General features: G+C 40.9%; 16 protein-coding genes. 2 read left to right on the top strand and 14 right to left on the bottom strand.

The window, feature by feature from the left end; all coding sequences use genetic code 11:
* Nucleotides 1–9: 9 nt before the first annotated feature.
* The 9 genes from cas6 to GSQ19_RS23275 all read right to left on the bottom strand — a co-directional run bounded on the left by cas6 (nt 10) and on the right by GSQ19_RS23275 (nt 13,415).
* Nucleotides 10–624 carry a type I-MYXAN CRISPR-associated protein Cas6/Cmx6 gene (gene cas6, locus GSQ19_RS23315; protein ID WP_104009955.1) on the bottom strand — a complete coding sequence of 205 codons (615 nt, stop codon included), beginning with the start codon at nt 622–624 and terminating at the stop codon, nt 10–12.
* A 237-nt stretch (nt 625–861) separates the two neighbouring features.
* Nucleotides 862–1,812 (bottom strand): TnsD family Tn7-like transposition protein, encoded by a 951-nt coding sequence (locus GSQ19_RS23310; RefSeq protein WP_011320206.1) that lies wholly within the window; start codon nt 1,810–1,812, stop codon nt 862–864.
* A gap of 7 nt (nt 1,813–1,819) precedes the next feature.
* Nucleotides 1,820–3,490, bottom strand: a complete 1,671-nt coding sequence (locus tag GSQ19_RS23305; RefSeq protein WP_011320205.1) for an ATP-binding protein — start codon at nt 3,488–3,490, stop codon at nt 1,820–1,822.
* Entirely contained in the window at nt 3,477–5,705 is a 2,229-nt protein-coding gene (locus GSQ19_RS23300) for a DDE-type integrase/transposase/recombinase (RefSeq protein WP_011320204.1), read from the bottom strand. The genes GSQ19_RS23305 and GSQ19_RS23300 overlap by 14 nt, the downstream gene beginning before the upstream one ends.
* Before the next feature lie 22 nt (nt 5,706–5,727).
* Nucleotides 5,728–6,588: a TnsA endonuclease C-terminal domain-containing protein gene (locus GSQ19_RS23295; RefSeq protein WP_224311971.1), complete on the bottom strand. Its 861-nt coding sequence runs from the start codon at nt 6,586–6,588 to the stop codon at nt 5,728–5,730.
* A 91-nt stretch (nt 6,589–6,679) separates the two neighbouring features.
* Complete coding sequence (gene glmS / locus GSQ19_RS23290) at nt 6,680–8,581, bottom strand: glutamine--fructose-6-phosphate transaminase (isomerizing) (RefSeq protein WP_011320202.1); 1,902 nt, start codon at nt 8,579–8,581, stop codon at nt 6,680–6,682.
* A 302-nt stretch (nt 8,582–8,883) separates the two neighbouring features.
* Entirely contained in the window at nt 8,884–9,129 is a 246-nt protein-coding gene (gene psaC, locus GSQ19_RS23285; RefSeq protein ID WP_010997613.1) for a photosystem I iron-sulfur center protein PsaC, read from the bottom strand.
* Between the two features lie 420 nt (nt 9,130–9,549).
* Nucleotides 9,550–9,693 (bottom strand): hypothetical protein, encoded by a 144-nt coding sequence (locus GSQ19_RS23280; protein WP_153228390.1) that lies wholly within the window; start codon nt 9,691–9,693, stop codon nt 9,550–9,552.
* A gap of 557 nt (nt 9,694–10,250) precedes the next feature.
* Nucleotides 10,251–13,415, bottom strand: a complete 3,165-nt coding sequence (locus GSQ19_RS23275; protein ID WP_011320201.1) for a tetratricopeptide repeat protein — start codon at nt 13,413–13,415, stop codon at nt 10,251–10,253.
* A 188-nt stretch (nt 13,416–13,603) separates the two neighbouring features.
* Here GSQ19_RS23275 and GSQ19_RS23270 point away from each other — a divergent pair, with 188 nt between their 5' ends.
* Nucleotides 13,604–13,972: a DUF6464 family protein gene (locus GSQ19_RS23270; RefSeq protein WP_011320200.1), complete on the top strand. Its 369-nt coding sequence runs from the start codon at nt 13,604–13,606 to the stop codon at nt 13,970–13,972.
* On the opposite strand, the gene fmt is transcribed toward GSQ19_RS23270, so the two are convergent.
* Entirely contained in the window at nt 13,955–14,959 is a 1,005-nt protein-coding gene (gene fmt / locus GSQ19_RS23265; protein WP_011320199.1) for a methionyl-tRNA formyltransferase, read from the bottom strand. The two genes, GSQ19_RS23270 and fmt, sit on opposite strands and share 18 nt — an antisense overlap.
* 899 nt (nt 14,960–15,858) lie before the next feature.
* Here fmt and GSQ19_RS23260 point away from each other — a divergent pair.
* A complete protein-coding gene (locus tag GSQ19_RS23260) occupies nt 15,859–17,133 on the top strand; it encodes a hypothetical protein (protein ID WP_011320198.1) in 1,275 nt (424 codons plus the stop codon).
* A gap of 228 nt (nt 17,134–17,361) precedes the next feature.
* Here the strand turns inward: GSQ19_RS23260 and minE are convergent, their stop codons facing one another.
* From minE to GSQ19_RS23240, 4 genes are all read right to left on the bottom strand, one after another.
* Nucleotides 17,362–17,655: a cell division topological specificity factor MinE gene (gene minE, locus GSQ19_RS23255; protein ID WP_011320197.1), complete on the bottom strand. Its 294-nt coding sequence runs from the start codon at nt 17,653–17,655 to the stop codon at nt 17,362–17,364.
* Between the two features lie 33 nt (nt 17,656–17,688).
* On the bottom strand, nt 17,689–18,495 hold the full coding sequence (minD, locus tag GSQ19_RS23250) for a septum site-determining protein MinD (RefSeq protein ID WP_010997606.1): 807 nt from the start codon (nt 18,493–18,495) through the stop codon (nt 17,689–17,691).
* A gap of 45 nt (nt 18,496–18,540) precedes the next feature.
* Nucleotides 18,541–19,641: a septum site-determining protein MinC gene (minC, locus tag GSQ19_RS23245; protein ID WP_185478767.1), complete on the bottom strand. Its 1,101-nt coding sequence runs from the start codon at nt 19,639–19,641 to the stop codon at nt 18,541–18,543.
* Between the two features lie 80 nt (nt 19,642–19,721).
* The gene (locus GSQ19_RS23240; protein ID WP_011320195.1) at nt 19,722–21,047 is read right to left on the bottom strand and encodes a four-carbon acid sugar kinase family protein; all 1,326 of its coding nucleotides are present in this window, start codon (nt 21,045–21,047) and stop codon (nt 19,722–19,724) included.
* Nucleotides 21,048–21,082: the final 35 nt, after the last annotated feature.

Below are 21,082 nucleotides of genomic sequence, written 5' to 3'. Positions count from 1 at the left end.
GAGTAATTGCTATTGCCTTTCCTTAATAGGCATGAAGAGTCCACAACCCATCTTTTGCTTTCCTCCTACACCATGTATTTGCAACCTCAGTGAGTCTTCATCGCTTAAATTTATAACTTCTAATCCAAAACCCACGACTGTAAATCGCTTAATTTTGATAGTCCTACGTATTGGTTTGCCATTGGCTTTGGTGGGAATGCTAGCAATTGCTTGGATACCCAGTTGTTCTAGCTGACGCTGCGCTACGACTAAAAAACTTTCAGGTTCTTCATAGCCTCTTATTACCACAATGCGCGATCGCAGTTTCTCCGCAGGTTGAAGCAAACAGATGTCAGGAATACCCAAACGAATTGTATGCTTGCCAATTCTCAGTGACTTACCCGCCAATGGATAAACCAAACGTACCTGATTTACTGGTATCCGAATACGAAGCCTAGAATTTTGGGTCAGATTAATTACACCATCCTTGGGAATACCTGCAATGGTCTGAATTCCCAACGTGTCTAATGTATGTAGTTTGGGTTCAAAGTGGGCGATCGCAGAAAATAATTCATAGCCGTGGTCGAAAGGTAATGTCTCACCCGTAAGGCTAAAAGTTAAATCCATATATGGAAACTGAGACATTAAAAGCTCTCTTGGCTTTGAAGATGATTCTGAGGGAAGCTGCGTAACTAAGTTACTATCAATAATCATTTTTATATAGCAGATTTAAGCAGATACAACCAGGTATGAAATAACTACCTTATTACTTAGATTACCTGATTCACTAATCTGAAAATACTTAAAATAATAATCAATAAAAATAATTTTGATTAGTTATTATTGCTTTTTATTAATTTAGTTAAATTTTGTATATGAAGATTATGACTGAAAGAACTCTTCTATAGAATTTGCTAAAAATTTTATCATTAAGATATGAGTTATGCGGTCAATTGCTGGGTTTAAGTCGCATCCAAACAAGCAGTGAGAAAAATATTTACCTTGATTTTGGGTCAGCTTTGGATTGAGGGCTTCTAAGGATTCTTGACCATAAAACTCAAATATAAGCTGGGCAAAACCACAATCATTAAACTTAAACTTGCCACCAGCAAAGGTTTTTAGCAGTCCTTTATCCAATAAGTAACGCTGGTACTGAGCGCGAAGCCAAGCCAAACCTTGAAAGGCAAAACTGCTATGAATTAGCCAATTAATATCATGTGCCAGTATTGAAAGTGTTTCTACAGTTTTATTTGTCAATTTTTTCACATTATTTGCTAATAAACAATTATCTATGCTGGCAGCATGATAATGTATGCCTTTCGATTCAACTTCTATACAGCTATTGTGTAAAACAACACGATGAATTGGACAAACTAAAATGCCAGGGACTTGATGTATTCTATGCCAGTAAGGTTCACCATACTTTTGGGTATCTTTCTCTAAACATTCAGGGCAAAATTTTAAAAATTTTTTTGAATCATCACTAGAATTATTAGCCACTTTAGCAAAATCTAGTATAGACCCACTGAATTTATTACTCATTGAGTTTTTCAGCAGCCAAGCCTCCTGCGGCATTAATAAAGTTGCATAAAAGGAATATAAAGTATGATTTTGTAGTAAATTCTCAACTTTTTGCTGGGAGCGTAAAGGTAAGTTTTTCACTAAATAATTTAAATTATTAGTTAAGGTAATTTTGCATATTTGTTGGGAACTGTAACCGAATAGCTCTAAGTCAGTTTGCTTGAAACTTTTATTTCCACTCCGAATATGGTATCTAGCTAAAGTGCTATATAAAAGTTCATCGGGATACAGAGTTGGGAAAAAACTAAGCATTTAGAAGCTAAATATTGATAAAATCTTCAACTGGATTTTTGATTATACCTGCTAATTTCAAATCCTCGTATGCAGATTTTTTGTCTTTCTTGGCATTCTCGACAATTCGCCGAATATCATTCTCTTGGTACTTTGTCTTTAATTTAGCTTTCCTGGTACTTGTTTTAGCAAGACTCTCATTTACTTGACATCCTTGCAAAGCAAGAGCATATGCCTTATTAACTAAAGATGGAATTGGAATGTCTGGATCTTCATGACTATAAACAATTTGTTCTGCACATTCCTTTGCTTTACCAGATTCTACTTCCAATTTCAACAGCTCACTAATTACATAATTGAGCTTCGGAGATACTTTCTGCTGATTCTGCTGCTTTTTAGCTAATCTCTTAATCTCTGTCAAATCTTTAGCATCAATCTCAGATACACATCTATTGTGATATTCCGTAATATCGAGAGGAGCAATATCCTTATATTTAATCATCCACTCTCTGTCCCCTAACCTAATTGCATCTAGCATTGGCTTTACTAAATACAATCCTTCTTTAGCTACTTGACGAATCAGATCAACCGTAATAATTTCTTGGTCACCTATTGAAATCGCTCTCCATTGAACCATTTTGTAAAGTTTTATAGCAATATCAATAATTCCCTGGCTTTCATCATAAAAAACTTCTTTTATTTCATCCGAGAAATGAACAGGTGTTTTTGTCCATTGGTATTCCCATATTCCTTCTAAAAAGTAACACCATTCATCATTATTTACCATTCTATCCCACATTCTACTTCCTTCTCCAGTATTTCTTCTAGCATTTCTAAGATTACCTTGAAGAAAACTAATGGCTTCATTCGTACCTACACGAATAACTGGAATTCCAATAGTATTATCGAGCTTTACTAAAAAATTTAATATTTCGTCTCTATTTCTTTTTGCAGTTGCTAAATTTTGTATTTCATCAATCACCAAAACTCCTAGATGATGAGTGTGTGCTGTTTGTGCAAGTTGAGCCAATAGATAATCTTCAGATGTGCGTGCTGGGTTAAATTTCTTTAATAAATTAGTTCCTAACAATTTATCGATACCTGCAAAAGTATCTATACATAACCCCTTTAAAGTTTTAGGGCAATCTACCCGCAGCCAAACTATTTGGTAAACACTATAATCAGGATGAAAAATTATTTGGGGATAAAGCTCAAGAATATTTTTGAAATTTGTAGTCTTTCCAATACCTGATGGGCCAATTAGAGTTAAGCCGGACGCAGATGTAGGAAGATTAACATAGTTTTCTAAATTTTTACCTCCTCCATTACCTATTGCATTATAAATTTGCCTAGAGCGATTTGCATATTCAGGTTTTAAAAGGTTCCTTGACAGATAGCCTGTCATGATAAGCGTACAAATAACTTTTTGTAATTCAAGAGTTTTATTTTGAGGGTCAAAATATCTAGATAACCTCTCAATACAATGAAATCTATAATGTGGTTCTAGCTCTCTCTCTTGTTCATCAAAATTTGGTTCTCTGGCTACTTTATCTATAAATTCTGCTGCTGATAGGATAGGAGGTAATGCCTGAATTAATGGATTAGTGTTGTATTCTGGCAGTTTTTGATCTATATATCTGGCAATAACTGCTAGTTCTCCATTAGGAATTTTAACCAGTTCACTCTCAATTCTGTCCACGTTTTCGCTCCTGTCGCTTTTTCTTAAGAAGATTCAGATGGTTTGGCTGTAGTGATTCTGGCTGTTCGGAGGTTTCTGCTGTACTCTCTGCAACCTGAAAACTGCTCTGATTATCTGTAATTGCTAATTCAAATCCTTCATTCTCTCGTCGTTTAGCCTTTTCAAAAGCCCTATTATCTCTTATTCCAGAAACTTTCTTGCTCTTACTTAAATTATGATATTGAGAAGCATCAGTCATTTTTTCTGCTCTATCTACTATGCTTTCAATATCAGCTATTAAATCTACCTTTTCTTGTAGCTGTTTACCTTGGCTTTTCTGTCTTTGCAATTCTTCATAAGCAAGCAGATATTCAATATCATGAAAGTTTTTATTAGCATACCGCCCTTCTAAGTCAATAAGAAAACATTTTTCAAAATCTCTACCATCACTAGATGGAAGATAAATGAAGTTTGGCTTTCTGATGTCATAAGATACAATCAATGATTTTTCTGACTTAGAAAGGAGATTACTTCTAGCTTTTTCAAACCATTGCTCATTTTTAGCACTATCACAGGTATAGTACATCTCCTTACCTCTCATTTTGATGCCTTTAGCAGTAATAGTTGCTTTCTCAGTAGGCATCAAGTTCAATTTGACAATATCTTCAGAAAAAGTTCTGAGTCTGCCAGAACGATTGGCGATACCCCACTTCCACAACTCTCTAGGTATAGGAGGGGTATCATCAGCAATCATTGCTTCATCTCTTTCATATTCAGTAAGAGGTTTATTGTTATGGTGAACAATTAAACGAATAATAATCTCAGTAAATTGATCTATATCAAGTTTGCCATCAAGCCTATAATCCCTTGCACCTCTTTGCCTAAAATCCGTATCCACATAACCAGGTAAAAAAGGTTTTACATATTCATGAATTATACGAAAGTGTCTTTCTACTAACCCTTTCCAATCTGCTCTATAGGAAGCTGCATTTTCAATACGAACATAAAGATTAGGGATTAATGTTTCTACTGTCATACCTGCTAATTCTCCCCTATCTCCTAAAATTGCATCTGGCATTTGATTGCAAGGCCATTCATTTTCAGTAATATTAATGTTATATTCCTGGCAAAACAGGGTTTTATCTGTAGCTACATTGGCTAGTGCCATCATTGCTCCTATCCAAGATGGGCCTTCTAAACCGACATAAACACCTGTAATCATTCTACTAAAAACATCAATAATTACATAGATAACTGGTCTACCAATTATCCAGTCACGGTTATATTTTGAAACTAAATATACATCAGCAACTGTGGCATCAATTTGATATCTAGAACCAGGGCCAATAGTTTCCATCTTAGAGTTTCCCAAAATTGCTCTATTCTCTAAAGCTACTCGCTTGGCTCCTTTTCGAGATGTTAAAGTTTTGGTAACATCATCCTGTTCAAGTTGATACCAGTATTTGAATTGAGTAATTGTAGGTATTTTATCAGTTGGGGTTAATATAGATTTTTGAACACCATTCTCGTCATATCTAATTCCTTCCTTGTAATATTCTTTCACCATTAATTCATAGGCTGTTGTTAAGTAGTTTTCTTTTGGATTATTGTAAAATTTGCTTATAGATACTCTAAAAATCTTTCTATCTTCTTCTGTAACATTTACACCTTCACCAATATCTGGGTCATGTGCATATTTTCTTGGTCTTCCTCTCTTCTTGCCCGATTGTCCTCGAATCTTGCCCTTACCTGATGAATTGATAAAATCAGGTATGAGAGCATTTATAGTTTTTCCTCTCTGCCAAAATCTTCTCAAATAACCATAGACGGTTTTTTCTACTAATTTATCTTTATCCCTTTCTTCGTTGTACTTTTCAACCGCTTCTTTAACCATCGATCCTCTAAAATTTCTATAATATATTGATGGTTCTTCTATAATTAATGATGAAATTATCTCCCAAGCTTTATCTCTGTATTCCTTTTCCTTATCTGTCAAATTTTCATCCCGAATAATTCTTGCCCAAGGATCTTGTTGCTGCTTAAAAGCAATACCTTCAGTTATAGCTTCTAAAATATCTGATATTTTCCTTGGTTCAGGTAGACCTTTCTTAGCATTAATATCTATAACAAATGCAATAATGTAACCTTCATCTATCCAAATAATTCTTTCGACTATATGAGTGTTTTGGTATACAATCCACTCTATTAAATCATTGACAAATAAATCTTTAACCATATTATTTACCTATCATGTGGGTCTAAAATATTATTTTTTCAATAACTTTAGTTGACGGACAAGCAGATAATTTTATTGCTACTAGATCCACAAGGATTTCTTTCCTAGCAATTAAATGTTTAAATACATAAAGTGATGTACCGGAATTTATATTCATTTCTTTGTCTAAAGCAGTAGTTACTCTATTTATAGTTGTATCTTCTTCCTGAAGCTTAGATTTTAAAATTGTTGACAATTCACTCAGTTGTGCAGTGTCCATTTCAGAATTTGCTTCTAGCCTATAAGCAGAATGAACCCACTCAACATTTTCAGCTAAAAGCCTGGGAATTTCTTTTTCTGTGATAATTCCCCAGTCAATACCCTTTGCTAAGTAATATTGTCTTTCTATCTCGAATTTCTCATTAACTTGCTTTTTCTCCAGTTCTGTTGACGGCTTAACAGTCCGGGCAATCTGCATCTGCTTCCCATCGCGGTTGACTGTAAGCATAAAGTCGCTTGTTAAAACGTGAGGAGTGCCACTTTGTGTATCTACAGGGTACTTTATACCTATGTCTGTAGCAATACTCATGGCTAGATCGAGATTGTCTAAAGGAAATTGCTCTCTTATATCTGTGACTATATCTGACCACTCAAACAAATAAAATAGCCGTTTTTCATGGTCTGAGAAGAAATGATGTACTCGATTTGTTTTCCAACCAGGAGTTCTAGAAGAACGTCCTTTAGAGGGAACATCTTGGATTGTAAGCCAAGGTTTATAGTGCTTACCACTTCCTCGGCCACGACCTTCTTTTATATATCGCTCATATTTAGCTTGAGTCCATTCCCTTCTACCCCTAACCATAAAAATAACCTCTGGAAGCGATCGCACTTTTACTTGGTACAATCGTACTCCTTTAGAGGTTATTGTTCAATCGTTTTATTAATTGTTGAACCGAATTATATATTGTTGAACCGAATTATTCCTCCACATTTATTTATTCCACAGTCACTGATTTTGCTAAATTCCGAGGCTGATCGACATCCAAACCGCGACGGGCGGCGATGTGGTAAGCCAATAGTTGCAATGGCACTACTGTGAGGATGGGCGATAGTAATTCATCTACTGATGATACAGGAAGCAAATCGTTAAAGATTTCCGCCGCTTCGCCATCATTGACTGGTGTTACACCAATTAACCGGGAATCTCTGGCTTTGGCTTCTTGAGAATTGGAAATCACTTTTTCATACACACTACCAGGATAGGCGATCGCCACTACCGGCACTTTGGCATCTAATAATGCAATGGGGCCGTGTTTCATTTCCCCAGCCGGATAACCTTCTGCGTGAATGTAGCTGATTTCTTTTAATTTCAATGCTCCTTCTAAAGCAATAGGGAAGTTAATTCCTCTGCCCAAAAAGATGAAGTCTTGGGTTTCTGCAAATTCATGGGCTAGATGTTCTGTTAATTTTTCCTGACGTTCTAAGGTAGCTTCGATTTCCTTAGGTATCTGACGTAAACCTTGAATAATATCTGCGAGTTTATCTGGTGCTACTGTTTGGCGATGATAGGCTAAATCCAAGGCTAGGGCATAAAACGCCATAAGTTGAGCAACAAAGGTTTTAGTCGCTGCTACACCAATTTCAATCCCTGCCAGGGTATTAATAATATGGGGTACAAGATGACCAAGGCTACTTTCTGGACGATTGGTAATACCCAAGAGTCGCGCCTGATATTTGGCTTCTTTGCCTTGGCGGCGTTCTTTTTCCATCGCTAAGGCGGCTAGGGTATCAGCCGTTTCCCCTGACTGAGTAACACCGATAATCAATGTATTCGCTGTTAATGGTGATGGGGCATAGCGATACTCAGAAGCATAATGTACTTGAGTGGAAATTCCTGCTAATTGTTCAAGTAAATACTTTCCTACTAAGGCGGCGTGCCAACTCGTACCACAGGCAACAATATGAATTTGTTCTAAATCTGCATAGATTTCTTCAGATAAACCCAAATTAACTGGTGATGTAAAGGATTCATCAGTATTAGTATCGGGATTAAAGTATGCTTCTAAACTCGCTCTGACTACTCCTGGTTGCTCATAAATTTCCTTGAGCATGAAGTGTTTGAATCCCTGCTTCTCTACCATTGTGGGATTCAAGTTGAGCAGGCGGGGTTGTTTTTTCAGTCTGTCCCCAGCAAAGTTATAAATCTCCACTCCCAGGGGTGTCAGACGGGCAATTTCGCCATTCTCCAGGGGTAAGACTGCGCGAGTATGGGAAACGATCGCCGGCGTGTCGGAGGCGCAAAAGAACTCCCCTTGCCCGAATCCTATCACCAGGGGCGCTTGCTGGCGGACAACAATCAATTCGTCAGGATAGTCAGCAGAGATAACAGCGATCGCAAATGCCCCTTGCAGGTGGTTAACAGCTTGGCGTATCGCTTCCAATAAGGAAGAGGAGGAGGTAGGAAGCGCTGGGGAAGGGAGGTTTTTTAAAAATTCGGCTATAAGGTGAGGAATAACTTCTGTATCAGTTTCCGAACGAAACTCATGTCCTTTCTGTTTCAGTTCGTCGCGTAACTCGCGGTAATTTTCAATAATCCCATTCTGCACAACAGCGATTCGCATGGCTGTATCTAAATGGGGATGGGCATTATACTCCTCTGGTTTACCATGAGTTGCCCAGCGTGTATGACCAATACCAATTTGAGATGGAGTAGCCAACTGTTCTAGTTTAGAACGCAGGTTATGGAGTTTTCCCTTTGCCCTGACACAATTCACATCTCCTTCCCAAACCGTAGCTATACCTGCGGAATCGTAACCGCGATACTCTAGTTTTTCTAGCCCAGCCAACAAAATCTCGGTTGCTGCTTGAGTTCCGATATACCCAACGATGCCACACATTGCTCACACCACCCTTTTTTCAGGATAATTAAATCCAGTATAGTCATTTGTCAGTTGTTAGTTGTCAGTGGTCGGTTGTCAGCAGTCAAGAGTCAACAATTAACTAATAACTTCACACCCAAGAAAAAAGGAGCAGATTGCTCCTTTAACCACTAGGTATTTTTATAAATTTCTCATGATGTTGTAGGATGGGCGATGGCTTACGGCGAGCGGAACGCCATTGCTACCCACCCTACAAAGCTAAAGAGGCTTGCTATCGAGACACTTAATTGTGAGCAAAAAAGGAATCGGTAGTGAATTCCTTAGTAAGCTAGACCCATGCTGCGAGTTGTTTCTGCACCCAGATAAACCCGAATGCTCAAGAAGTCAGTCGGGCAAGCTGTTTCACAACGCTTGCAGCCTACGCAGTCTTCTGTACGGGGTGAAGAAGCGACTTGAGCAGCCTTACAGCCATCCCAAGGAACCATCTCCAGAACGTCAGTAGGGCAGGCGCGGACACATTGAGTGCAGCCAATGCAGGTATCGTAGATTTTTACGGTATGAGACATTGAAAAAACGGCTCCTTTCCAGTGTTCTTTTCTGTGAAAGAATCATAATCAAGGCATAGTTTACCGCAGTCGCTTATCCACCGTAAGTAAAAGGCTACATAACTTTAAACAATGTAATAGACACTTTTAAAAACTACGATTTGCGGAATTTCTCTCTTTCCTTATAAATCAGCTACATGACAGCAGCGTGTTTACCTCATTCACTAAACTATGCTCAATACTTGGTGTAAAGATATATGAAGTGTAAGTCAGACTAAAAAAAGCGATTTGAGTTAGTTGTCTATGGTATTTATTACTTAATTACTATGACTGGGACAAAAATATAAATTTGTAATGAATTTTTAAATATTCAGTGATAACTGTTTTCTGTTCATTGTTTATTTAGGTAGTCTCAAAGACTCGCTCGCCAGTATCAAAGACTCACTCACCAGTATTCAAGACTCGCTCGCCAGTATCAAAGACTCGCTCACCAGTATCAAAAACTCGTTCACCAGTATTCAAGACTCGCTCGCCAGTATCAAAGACTCGCTCGCCAGTATCAAAGACTCGTTCACCAGTATTCAAGACTCATTCACGAGTATCAAAGACTCGTTCACCAGTATCAAAGACTCGTTCACCAGTATCAAAGACTCGCTCACTAAGATTTACATCTACGGCGTACACACATCTTTGTGCTGGGTGCAAAATGTGGTTTTATCCCCCTAAATCCACAACACTTGCTTTAAGCCGGGAAACTCGTCCAACGCAGTGTCTCCCCTTAATAAGGTGGACTTTGATTCTACTTCCCCGCTTTTTTTAGGGGGGTTAGGGGGGATAAAAACGTTGTAGGTAGGGCTAGGGTTATTAGACTTGTGTATACACCTAGACCAGGGAAGGGGGGCAAGATTGCAAAGCACACACTATGCGGCGCACTAGGGAGAGGGTTTCTAAGAACTAAGTCGGACATCGTGTGAATTTAGTCTAAATTAACGTGAGTTCGACGGAACCTAACCCCAACCCCTTCCCTACAAGGGAAGGGGCTGAAAATCTATAACTGAGTACCAAATAATCAGGGTTTTAAGCCTCTCCCCGCGTCGGGGAGAGGTTTGGAGAGGGGTTCTTCCGAATTTATCGAACTCACGTCACGTTAAATTATCCAGAAATTCTTGTAGTTCATCTCTTAAGTTGCGAACACTCTCATCACCGGAAACTATTGCTAAGGAGCTATTAAAGACGGCTAATGCTGCTTGTAAATGATTGACTGCTTCTGGTTTTTGGGATAACTGTAAAAGTAATTTACCCCAACCTTGTAACGCTAACCCTTTGTTGTTGAGAGCATTGATGTAGCGAGGAGCGAGATTGAGGGCTTGGTCATAGGCAGCGATCGCACTAGTGTAGGATTGTATGGCTTGGGTATGCTGGGCGAGTTTTGTTTGCAAATCCCCTAATTTTGCTAACGCATTCCCTTTGTTGTTGAGAGCATAGGTGTAATTAGGAGCAAGATTGAGGGCTTGATCGTAGGCGGCGATCGCACTAGTGTAAGATTCTATGGCTTCACTATGCTGGGCGAGTTTTGTTTGCAAATTCCCTAAACTTTGTAACGCGAACCCTTTGTTGTTGAGAGCATAGGTGTAATTAGGAGCAAGATTGAGGGCTTGGTCGTAGGCGGCGATCGCACTAGTGTAAGATTCTATGGCTTCACTATGCTGGGTTAGTTTTATTTGCAAATCCCCTAAATTTTTTAAGACTGACCCTTTGTTGTTGAGAGCATAAGTGTCGTCAGGAGCGAGATTGAGAGCTTGATCGTAGGTGGCGATCGCACTAGTGTAGGATTGTATGGCTTGGGGATGCTGGGCGAGTTTTGTTTGCAAATTCCCTAAACTTTGTAACGCATTCCCTTTGTTGTTGAGAGCATAAGTGTCGTCAGGAGCGAGATTAAGAGCTTGGTCGTAGGTGGTGATCGCACTAGTGTAGGATTGTATGGCTTGGGTATGCTGGGTGAGTTTTGTTTGCAAATTCCCTAAACTTTGTAACGCTACCCCTTTGTTATTGAGAGCATTGATATAGTCAGGAGCGAGATTGAGGGCTTGGTCATAGGCAGCGATCGCACTAGTGTAGGATTGTATGGCTTGGGGATGCTGGGCGAGTTTTGTTTGCAAATTCCCTAAACTTTGTAACGCTACCCCTTTGTTATTGAGAGCATTGATATAGTCAGGAGCGAGATTAAGGGCTTGGTCGTAGGCAGCGATCACACTAGTGTAGGATTGTATGGCTTGGGGATGCTGGGCGAGTTTTGTTTGCAAATCCCCTAAATTTTTTAAGACTAACCCTTTGTTGTTGATAGTTTGGGTGTAGTTAGGAGCGAGATTGAGGGCTTGGTCATAGGCAGCGATCGCACTAGTGTAGGATTGTATGGCTTGAGTATGCTGGGCTAGTTGTGTTTGCAAATTCCCTAAACTTTCTAACGCTAACCCTTTGTTGTTGAGAGTGGCGGTATCATCGGGGGTAATGCTTAATTCTCGGTTGTATGCAGCTACAGCCTCTAAATATTCTGTTTGCGCTTCTTGATATTTAGCTAATTGAGCAAAGTAATCACCTTCAGATTGGGACACTCTACCGATTTGAAAATCGCTGTTAATTACCAACTCACTCCTAACTTCCAACAGTGAACGACATTGTGCATAACGACTCAACTCCAAGGCTTGCTCAAACACTTCTTCCCATTCATCCACACCCCGCCGCCAGTCTAAGCGGTTAGCGTGATAAATTGCTTCTGCGACTTGTCCCTGTTGGCGGTAGTGTTTTTCTAAAACAACATGAGCCTGTTGAGTAATTTCATTACTGTTTTCATAGTTTAAGCGCCGTAGCAAGTCGTGGATGCGATACCAATTTTCACCCAACTTTTCCACATCCCAAACAAAGGAAAATTCTGTGAGGATGTCGAAGGCTGGTTTGGTGGTAGAAAAATGCAATTCCTCTGCTAGTAGACGGTAAATTTCAAAGTTAAATGAGCGACAAGCACTTAAAGCATGAACAGCATAACCAAATTCTCTATCTGTATATTTCAGCAGCAGGTTCATGAGGTATTTGGCTTTATTTAATGTCGCCTCTTGCTTGGGAAAATCTTCTGGTGTGAGGTGTTCTTGCGCCTGTAATATCACATCCGCAGACAAACCCAACAGCAAGGGATGTACTTGATTGGCTGTGACGCTAGAGTAGGCGATCGCACTTTGCCGCAAAGCCTGATCCCCAATTTCAGCACGTTGCAAATACACATCTGCATCAGCCGATGAAAGATGATTGACTAACTGAATATCAATATATTTTTGCGGAATCTGAAAATTATCAGCTTGCGCCCAACGAGGTGTTTCTCTTCCCGCAATGACGGCGACTATCCCCGCTTTCAAGTCCAACTCTGCTAAAAAATACCGCAGCCATTCATCCCGTTGAAAGTATAGTATGCCCGTTTGTTGGCGTTGCCCACCCCAAAAAGCTTCATGAGTATCAAAAAACAAAACAATTCTTGGTGGTGCTTTCTCTTGGGACATCGCCGCACTCAAATCTTGAGCCAGATAGCGCGGTAGTTCGTTCATCAATTCGGTTTCCGCATCCATCCCCCGAATTTCCTCTATATCCTCTTTCTTAAGTCCTCGCTTCTGCCAATGTAAAAGCAGGTTTTCTCCCAAATGCTTATTAAAAATTCCGAAAACAGCTTTACCGATAGTTCCCCAAGAGGTGTCGCTGACTGCATTGACGATTTCAATCAGCAAGTCCATTTCTTCGGAGGGAAACAGTTCTGCTAATTTCTCCCGTGTGAGGCGATTTTTTTGTTTGAGATACCAAACACAGGCAAAGTCATACAAAGGAAACCGCAGTCGATATCCTAATTCTGTCGCCGCCCGTGAAAGCGATCGCCTAAGCATCAACAACCCATAAAATGGGTCTTGGGGTTGGTCATCGCCATTCGGTTGTAGCCCAAAGTCCTGTAAAATCGCTGGTACTAGGTCACACTGATCATTATCCGCAGACTCTATATAATCTGCGATTTCCGCCGCCGTTTTCGTCTTTAATTTCTGCCAAGCATCAGCACCAAACCGCTTACAACACTTGGTGCGTAAAAACTTCAATAGTAAAGATTTACCGTTACCACCATCGCCAGAAAAAGATAATATTTTCTCTGCTGGCTCGTCATGTAAATACGCAGCAAAGACACGAGTTAATTCATGACGGTCTGTAAATAAATTTAACGCCCGATTGCCATCAACGAGCGATCGCTTTCTGGAATTAATACCCATGCCAGCAGACATCAGAGAATATGCTTATGGTATTAATTTAAACGATTTAGCTTGCTTTGCGGCGATTGTAAGCGTGAGGCGATCGCTACGGACAGATTTTTCAATAATAGAGTGAATGATTAATTATAGTCGAAGTCAGATCAGCAAAGTTAGGCTGCTGCGATACTATTTTTATAATGTAAACCACATCACATAAACTCATGGAGCCAGATTCTTTACCAACCGAGGTGATTCTGACGCATCCACGTCGCTCCCTCGGTAAAGTCCAACTTGACTGGACACCCCAACCCGGAAACTATCTCGATTTTGAAGGCAACACCTACGCAGTTCTAGAACGCCGCCATAGATATCAACTTAAATCAGGGCGTTATCGTTTGCATAATATAGCTCTTTACGTCCAGTCTGCCCAAAGACCATCAGAAAAAACTTTAGTAGCAGGGCGTTGGGTAGTAGGTGATGCCACCTGTAGATTTAATGCCCACTCAGAAATCATTCGCTGTGCAGTCAATCCCCACGGCCCTTGTGAGTCCTGCCGTTCTTATGAAACCTCACTAGCTGCCATTTCCTAACACTTCTCCCACCGTCAGCCGCGTACCATTCACAAAATCCCAGCCCGACTGGGGGCGTTTGCCAGGTAGCTGAACCTCCCGTAAAAGTAAAAGTCCCTCACCAGTTTGAGCGATCGCACCAACTCCCTTGGTTATGCTGACTACTTCTCCTGGGCTACCCGATATCTGTGATAAATCAGGTAGTTTTTGCAACATTTTTTGTAATTCTGGTGGTAGCTCGTCATTGTATGCAGCACCAAGGGGAAAGGAGGCTGTAATCTTCAGAGGTTGGTTCCGGAAGGTAGTTGTACAATTTGGGTAAAATCCCCTAATTTGATTGTGCAGTTGCAAGGCGCTCCTTGACCAATCTAAACCATAATCTTGTTTTTGAATTAAAGAGGCGTAAGTGGCAGCAGCATTATCTTGCGGGATTGGTTGAATTTCCTGTTGCTGTAGCTTGTACAAGGTTTCTATTAATAAATCTCCACCAATCACAGATAGCCTCTGGGCTACATCATCAGCATTATCAAGCAAGCCTATGGGTGTGGTTGCTTTCAGTAGCATTGCCCCAGTATCCATACCGGCATCCATTAACATTGTCGTGATCCCCGTTTCTGTTTCGCCGTTATATAAACACCATTGAATAGGTGCAGCACCTCGGTACTGGGGCAAAATTGAGCCATGTACGTTCACGCAACCTAATTTGGGCATATCGAGGATTTTTTGTGACAAAATTTGCCCATAGGCAACTACAACAAACGCATCTGCGTCTAATTGCTTAAGTTTGTTGAGAGTTTCAGTATCTTTTTTTATCCTTTCCGGTTGCCATACTGGTAAATCATGAGCGATCGCCATATTTTTGACAGGCGAAGGCGTTAATTTATTCCCTCTCTCTCGACGTTTATCCGGTTGCGTAACTACGGCTAAAACCTCAAATTCTTGATTCAGTAACAGTTTTTCTAAAGTAGGAACAGCAAATTCAGGTGTACCAAAAAATACAATTTTCATTAGTTATTAGTCAATAGTCAGTTGTCAGTAGGGGCGGGTTTATAAAGATCATCGTCCGAGAGCGAGGATATCTGTAAACCCTCCCGTACAGTTGTCAGTATATCTTCTCCCCCTTCTCGCCTACTTTTTGTCCTCAACACTTCCCATAACCCAACTAAGCACTTTTGATTGGCAATGAATAATTGAATATACGGTGGCAAAACTAAGATTTTCTTGGTAAACTTGTGACTAAGTTGACCAGCATCTAGGCAGCTAATAACTGTCTATGCAGTTAGTAACTTTAACTATTTAGCTACGTCTACCAAGCAAATTTCTGTGGCTATTTTCTCAGCTATTTAGCTAAGATTGTAGCGGAGTTACTCAAAAATCCCAGATTAATTTCTATCTAAGGGTAGATGATAATGTGGTTTTTCGGGTAATATATCTTGTGCGTCAGCTTTCCCAATTTTCAAAGTAACGCCTCACTTAAACCATTATCAGGGTCTGTACTGTTGTAGCGGAATATCAACAGAGCAATTTTTCATGCCTCGCTGTTAACCACGCTAACCGGACAGTCCAGCTATCGTTTATATTTTGAGCTATCAGAAATCTGTGGCTCAGACTATCCCTTCAATGCTCTTCGTCTGAGGAGTAGAAAATCCCTATTCTAAGTCATAAATCGGCAGTAAATCTGCTGATGTTTTTTGTTGGCAATTTTCAGTAATAACCGATAGTTTAGAATTACAAGGTGTAAAGAATGAAACTGTACTTTTGTAAAAATCTGCAAATTTAAAAAAATAATTTCATTTAATCTAGTTAAATCCTTGAGTTTGTTGTTATACCTGTAATCAACAGCCTGCTTCCTTAGTCGAATAAACTTGCGCCTCATACAGCAACCGCCCCTCTGGAGAGTCCCACCCATGCTTAAACCCCTCTTGCTGTCAGGATGGTTCCGCGTGCAACCATTTCTTAATTATGTTGTTGTTATCATGTTGATTGCTCCCTTGGTGGTAGCATCAGGTCATTCTAGTTCAGCAAAGCCATCGAAGGCGATCGCTAAAACCACTACGGAAACAGAGACACCTGATGCGGTACCACAGGAAGCGGCTGTTATTAGTGAACAAAATTTGGCGGAAGTCTTAACAGCAAGTCCAGTCAACTCCAGAATGGAAGGACTTGCAGGTTTTCCACAGGAAATAGTGGTTGACGAGAAACCACAAATATTACCAGCCGACAACCTAGAGTCTCTAGTAGCGAAAAAATACTCCCATACAAACAAACTCCTAGCAGCAGTTGAACTCGCACCAACGACAGAGTTACCTGTGGGTGAAAAATCAGCTGTTCAATCCCTCAAACAACAAGACCAAGCAATTTTGAACGCAGTGTCGGAAGCTCATTCATTAGTGGCGAGTCAAGTTGCATCCAGCCTGAAACCATCAACACCAACCTCCACTCCAGATATATCAATAGATGAACCCCAAGAGGGAGCAGAGGCACAAGCAGATCCCATTGGTAGCCCTCATCCAATTCCTTGGCAATGGATTTTGTCAACTCAAGAAGCCATAGGTTCTAGAGGTGGTTCGGGAGTGCGTTACTACCGTAGTGTGCCTGTAGTTTCTCCTGATGGTAAGTATGCTGTTTACAGCCGGGTACAAATTGAAGTTAAACCCGAAATGCACAACACTAAAGTGAATAGTGTTTTGTTTGTCGAAGATAGACAAACAAAGAAATTACGGGTGATGGCTGCCACTACTATTACCAATGATCCTTTATTAGACACACAGCAAGTATCAGCAGAACCAGCTGACAGCGATGGCAAAATAGGGGTTTTAGTACCTGTGAGTTGGTCAGAAAAAAGCGATCGCTTTTTAGCGCGCAAGTTTGAAGGTATATTCAACACTGGGGATTCAACAGATCAAGCTGTAATTTGGGATCGTCAAAAGAATCAAACTAATACAGTTGCTCCTGCTCAAGAGGTAAATGACCATGAAAAAATCGCTGTGTTATTAGGTTGGAGTAAAAACGACCCAGATCATGTAATCTTCCGTGCTGGCGAAATGGGCGAGGAAGAATGGCCTTTAGTAAAAGTTGCTATTGATGGTAAAACAGCAGCTACAACGGATGCAGACCAACCAATTACTTATGGTGATAAGCTGACACAAGTCTGGGCGGGGCCACAAGTGGCTTCTCGCTAGTAGGCAGCAAATATAACGAATTCCCGTTGTCACTACTGTTGATGACGGGAATTTTTTTGCCAAGGGGCATGGTTAATAATCCTAGTGATGCCAAATGTAGTTTAGGTATATATTATGGTTTTCGGGGAATCACCTAAAACCATTGTTGGGTATAAATTATTGAGCAGCATAATCTAACGATATATTGTCAATTGACAAACTCGTTCATCAATCATAGAAACAGTACATCTACTGTGATGTTTCGTCGAAGGCGGGTAACTCTGGTTTCACCCGACGAATAGGTAAATTAGCAATTAAGGCGGTTGTTCTTTGATTGCTTTCTAAGGCAAACTCTAGACCGTCTGATTCTACTTCTACATAGCGGCAGACGATATCTAAAATCTCTTTCCGCATTTTTTCTAGAGTTTCGGGATCTAAGCCGGCGCGGTCATGAGCGATCACCAATTGTAGACGACGTTTGACGTGAGAACGACTGGTGTCGGGAGTACGTAAAAAAAGTTTGTCTAATAATTCGAGGATCATTGCCAATTAAGTATGCAGAGATTGGAAAGTAGGTTACACAATCTTAGTCCATAACAACCTCCGCAAACGAGCGAAGATGCTATCGTGGGGTGCGTCAAGGTCGAGAAATTCAACTGTATCTCCTTCCAATCTGCGAGCAATATTTTCAACGGCTACGGCGGCTAGGGAAGGAGTATCTCCTAATACCAGAGGTTCGCCGCGATTGGTGGAGACAATAACACGCTCATCATCAGGAAGTACCCCAATCAAGGGTATTGCCAGAAGTTCCTGAACATCTTGAACAGACATCATATCATTTGCCCGAACCATTGCTGGTCTGATCCGGTTAATAATCAAGTGAACGCGCTTAACGCCTTGGGCTTCGAGTAAGCCAACGACCCTATCAGCATCACGCACGGCGGAAATTTCTGGGGTGGTGACAATGAGAGCTTCTTTTGCTGGGGCGATCGCATTTTTAAAGCCGTTTTCAATACCAGCTGGGCTATCGATGATCACATACTGGTACTTTTGCGCCAGGGCGTTCACCAATAACTTCATCTGTTCGGGCGTTACTGCATCTTTTGTCCGGTTTTGGGCTGCTGGTAAGAGGACGAGGTTAGGCTGGCGCTTATCTTTGACTAATGCTTGTTCTAAGCGACATTCTCTAGAAAGAACTTCCACTGCCGTATAGACAATGCGATTTTCTAGCCCTAGTAGCAAATCCAAATTCCTTAGACCAAAATCCGCATCTACTAGGGCGACTTGACGACCCATTTTGGCTAAGGCCATCCCCAAGTTTGCCGAAACTGTAGTTTTACCCACCCCTCCTTTACCGGAGGTAATTACAATAATGCGAGTCATGATAACTATGTGCTGGATTTATGGTTAGACAAATATCTTAAATATTTATGGTGTCTGATTGATCTTACTTATTTGGTTTCTGGAAAAATCAGTAGCTCTGACGATGCGTATTCCTTGAGAAGTAATATGTGCTACTTCAGGGAAAAATTGCGTCGGTGATTTTTCTGGCGCTCTAGCTACAGCATCAGCGATACGCAATTGGGTTGGTTCCATTTGCAAGGACATGATGAGACAATCACGATTACCCGCAGCCCCAGCATGAGCGATTCCCCGCAGACGACCCCACACCAGAATGTCGCCATCTGCCACTACGATACCACCTGGATTGATATCTCCCAATAAAATTACTGTACCTGGGTGACGAATTTCCACACCAGAACGGATGGTCATTTCCAGATACAGAGCGTCGGCTTGGGGTGTGGAAGTTGCTTTTGGTTCCGAACTGAGGACGGTTTCTGGTTGTAATTGTTCTACAGAATAACCGGATGTGACCGCAGCGATCGCTGTTTGTCGCCTACTGGTAGCCACAGATTTGAGTTGCAGTTGCACTTCGTTGAAGGTTTCCGCGAGTTGTTGCAGTTGCCTACCATCTAATAGGCGATCGTATGCTACTAAATGTACCGTTGTGTTCCGGGTACGGAGGCGATCGCCTGCATTTAAACGGAACTTTAATTGTTGCCAAATATCAGACCAAGTAAATTCGGTTGCAGGTACTTGTAATTCAGTAGGTAAAACTACTAATAGTCGTCCAGCCTCTGTTTTTAATTGTACTTGGATGTTATTTTTAACTGTATTATCCACCACTGACTCAGGAGCATTCAGACTCAACCAACCAGAGTCAGAGTTTACATCTGTCGCCTGAGAAGTTGGTTCTAAATCTAAGTCGAGGTCGGGTAAGTTTATCTCAGCAGGTGCAGAATTGACCTGCTCATCCACCATTGGCGCATCGGACTCGACATTAGTAACTTCAGCATTTAACTTTAAGTACTGAAGAACAGAATTTAGTTCCGCATCAGGAATTACCGAGTTAGATTCTGCATCAGGAGACACAGAATTTGACTTGGGATTGACAACGGTAGAATTAGACTCTGCATCCGAAAATGCAGAATTTGACCCTAAATTGGGGATGGCAGAATCAGAAGTCATGCAGTACCAGCCAAAAGACGAGGGACAGACCCGGTAATTACCAATATTAAACTAGTTGCTAATTACAACAACATCCTCACTTAAGTATTTTTAGTTAATCTTTGATAAATTTTTCCCAAGGCGTTAGTATCACCAACGTTCCCTGGAAATAACACTACTGGTAAATCGGGAAATTGAGGATGGTTAGACGATGTTAGCACCATCGAACAACCAGGTAAAATTTGACCAAGTAAGCGAGCAGAAGTTAAAGCTAATCCAGTACTTAATACATCATTAGAAGTAATTCCCCCCTTACTGATGAGAAATCCAATGTCAGGGGGTAAATTGCGGACAATATCCATTAATAAACTTGATACTTTGATGCCAAAATCCAACCGGGTTTTAACATCCTTAAATGTGAGTTCTTGACGACTCGTATAAACTACCGGTGTTTTACCAGATTCGTGTACTTCCTCGACACTTGTTTTAATTTGAGATAACAGTATATCAGCTGCATCTACCTGATCATCAAGTAATCGTGACACATTGACTTCAATTCCCACTGTTCCCGCAACTTGTAACAGCGCTTCTAGCTGTTGCGTTGTCTTTTTGACATGAGAACCGACTATTACGGCTCCTGGTTTACCTTTTCGCACATACTCAGCCATATTTTCGGCAGCGATGGGTTGGGGTGGTAAGGCAGCCAAGGCGGTTAAAATACTGGCAGCACTGCGGAATAAAAAACGTTTCCCCTGACTAGCTGCTGCTAATACATCTACAGCAAAACGGTTGAGATCCGCTTGAGTTTCTCCATCCACCACAGCGCACTGATTATCTGTAAGCTTGAGTAAGCGTTCTAAGCTTCCAGTACGAATGTCACTTAGTAAGAATCGTTCTACGGACTCCGCATTAATACCGCCTTGAGTTTTTTCTTCCACATACTTAGGTAAGTAGCTGTGATGGTAGGCGAATACAGAATCACGAGCAAATTCAGTTTCGTGAACTGGGGTAGGTACACCATCAATAGTTAGGTAATGTATGCTGTCACGGGTAATGCGTCCCCCTTCAAAAAAAGCAGGGACAAGAAAATGAGCATCAAATGATCCTAGTTCTTGAGCGATCGCATCGGTTTCAATGGGATAATGTCCGCGCAAGGTAGAATCAGAACGGCTGACAATGAGAAAGTCATTCACGGCTTCAGCAGCCAGCGCTACCTTCAAGTTTTGACAAACTTCTCTTGTCACCGATGCGGCTGATTCTGGCGGTAAGGCTCTAGTATTGGTGAGGATAAAAAAAATCGGTGCATCATCCCGCAAGCCTGTGCGTAAAGTCTCCACATCCCAACGCATCAACAGCAAACAGCTATGGACTGTTTGAGAACCTGTAGGGTCATCATCCAAGACAATTATTTTTGGTTTGTTGCTCATAATGAAGAGTGGGTGGATGCGGAGTTAAGAGTGCT

Origin of the sequence: Trichormus variabilis 0441, from assembly GCF_009856605.1 — a bacterium.
Classification (GTDB): domain Bacteria; phylum Cyanobacteriota; class Cyanobacteriia; order Cyanobacteriales; family Nostocaceae; genus Trichormus; species Trichormus variabilis.
This window is presented reverse-complemented; position numbering and strand designations above follow the sequence as displayed.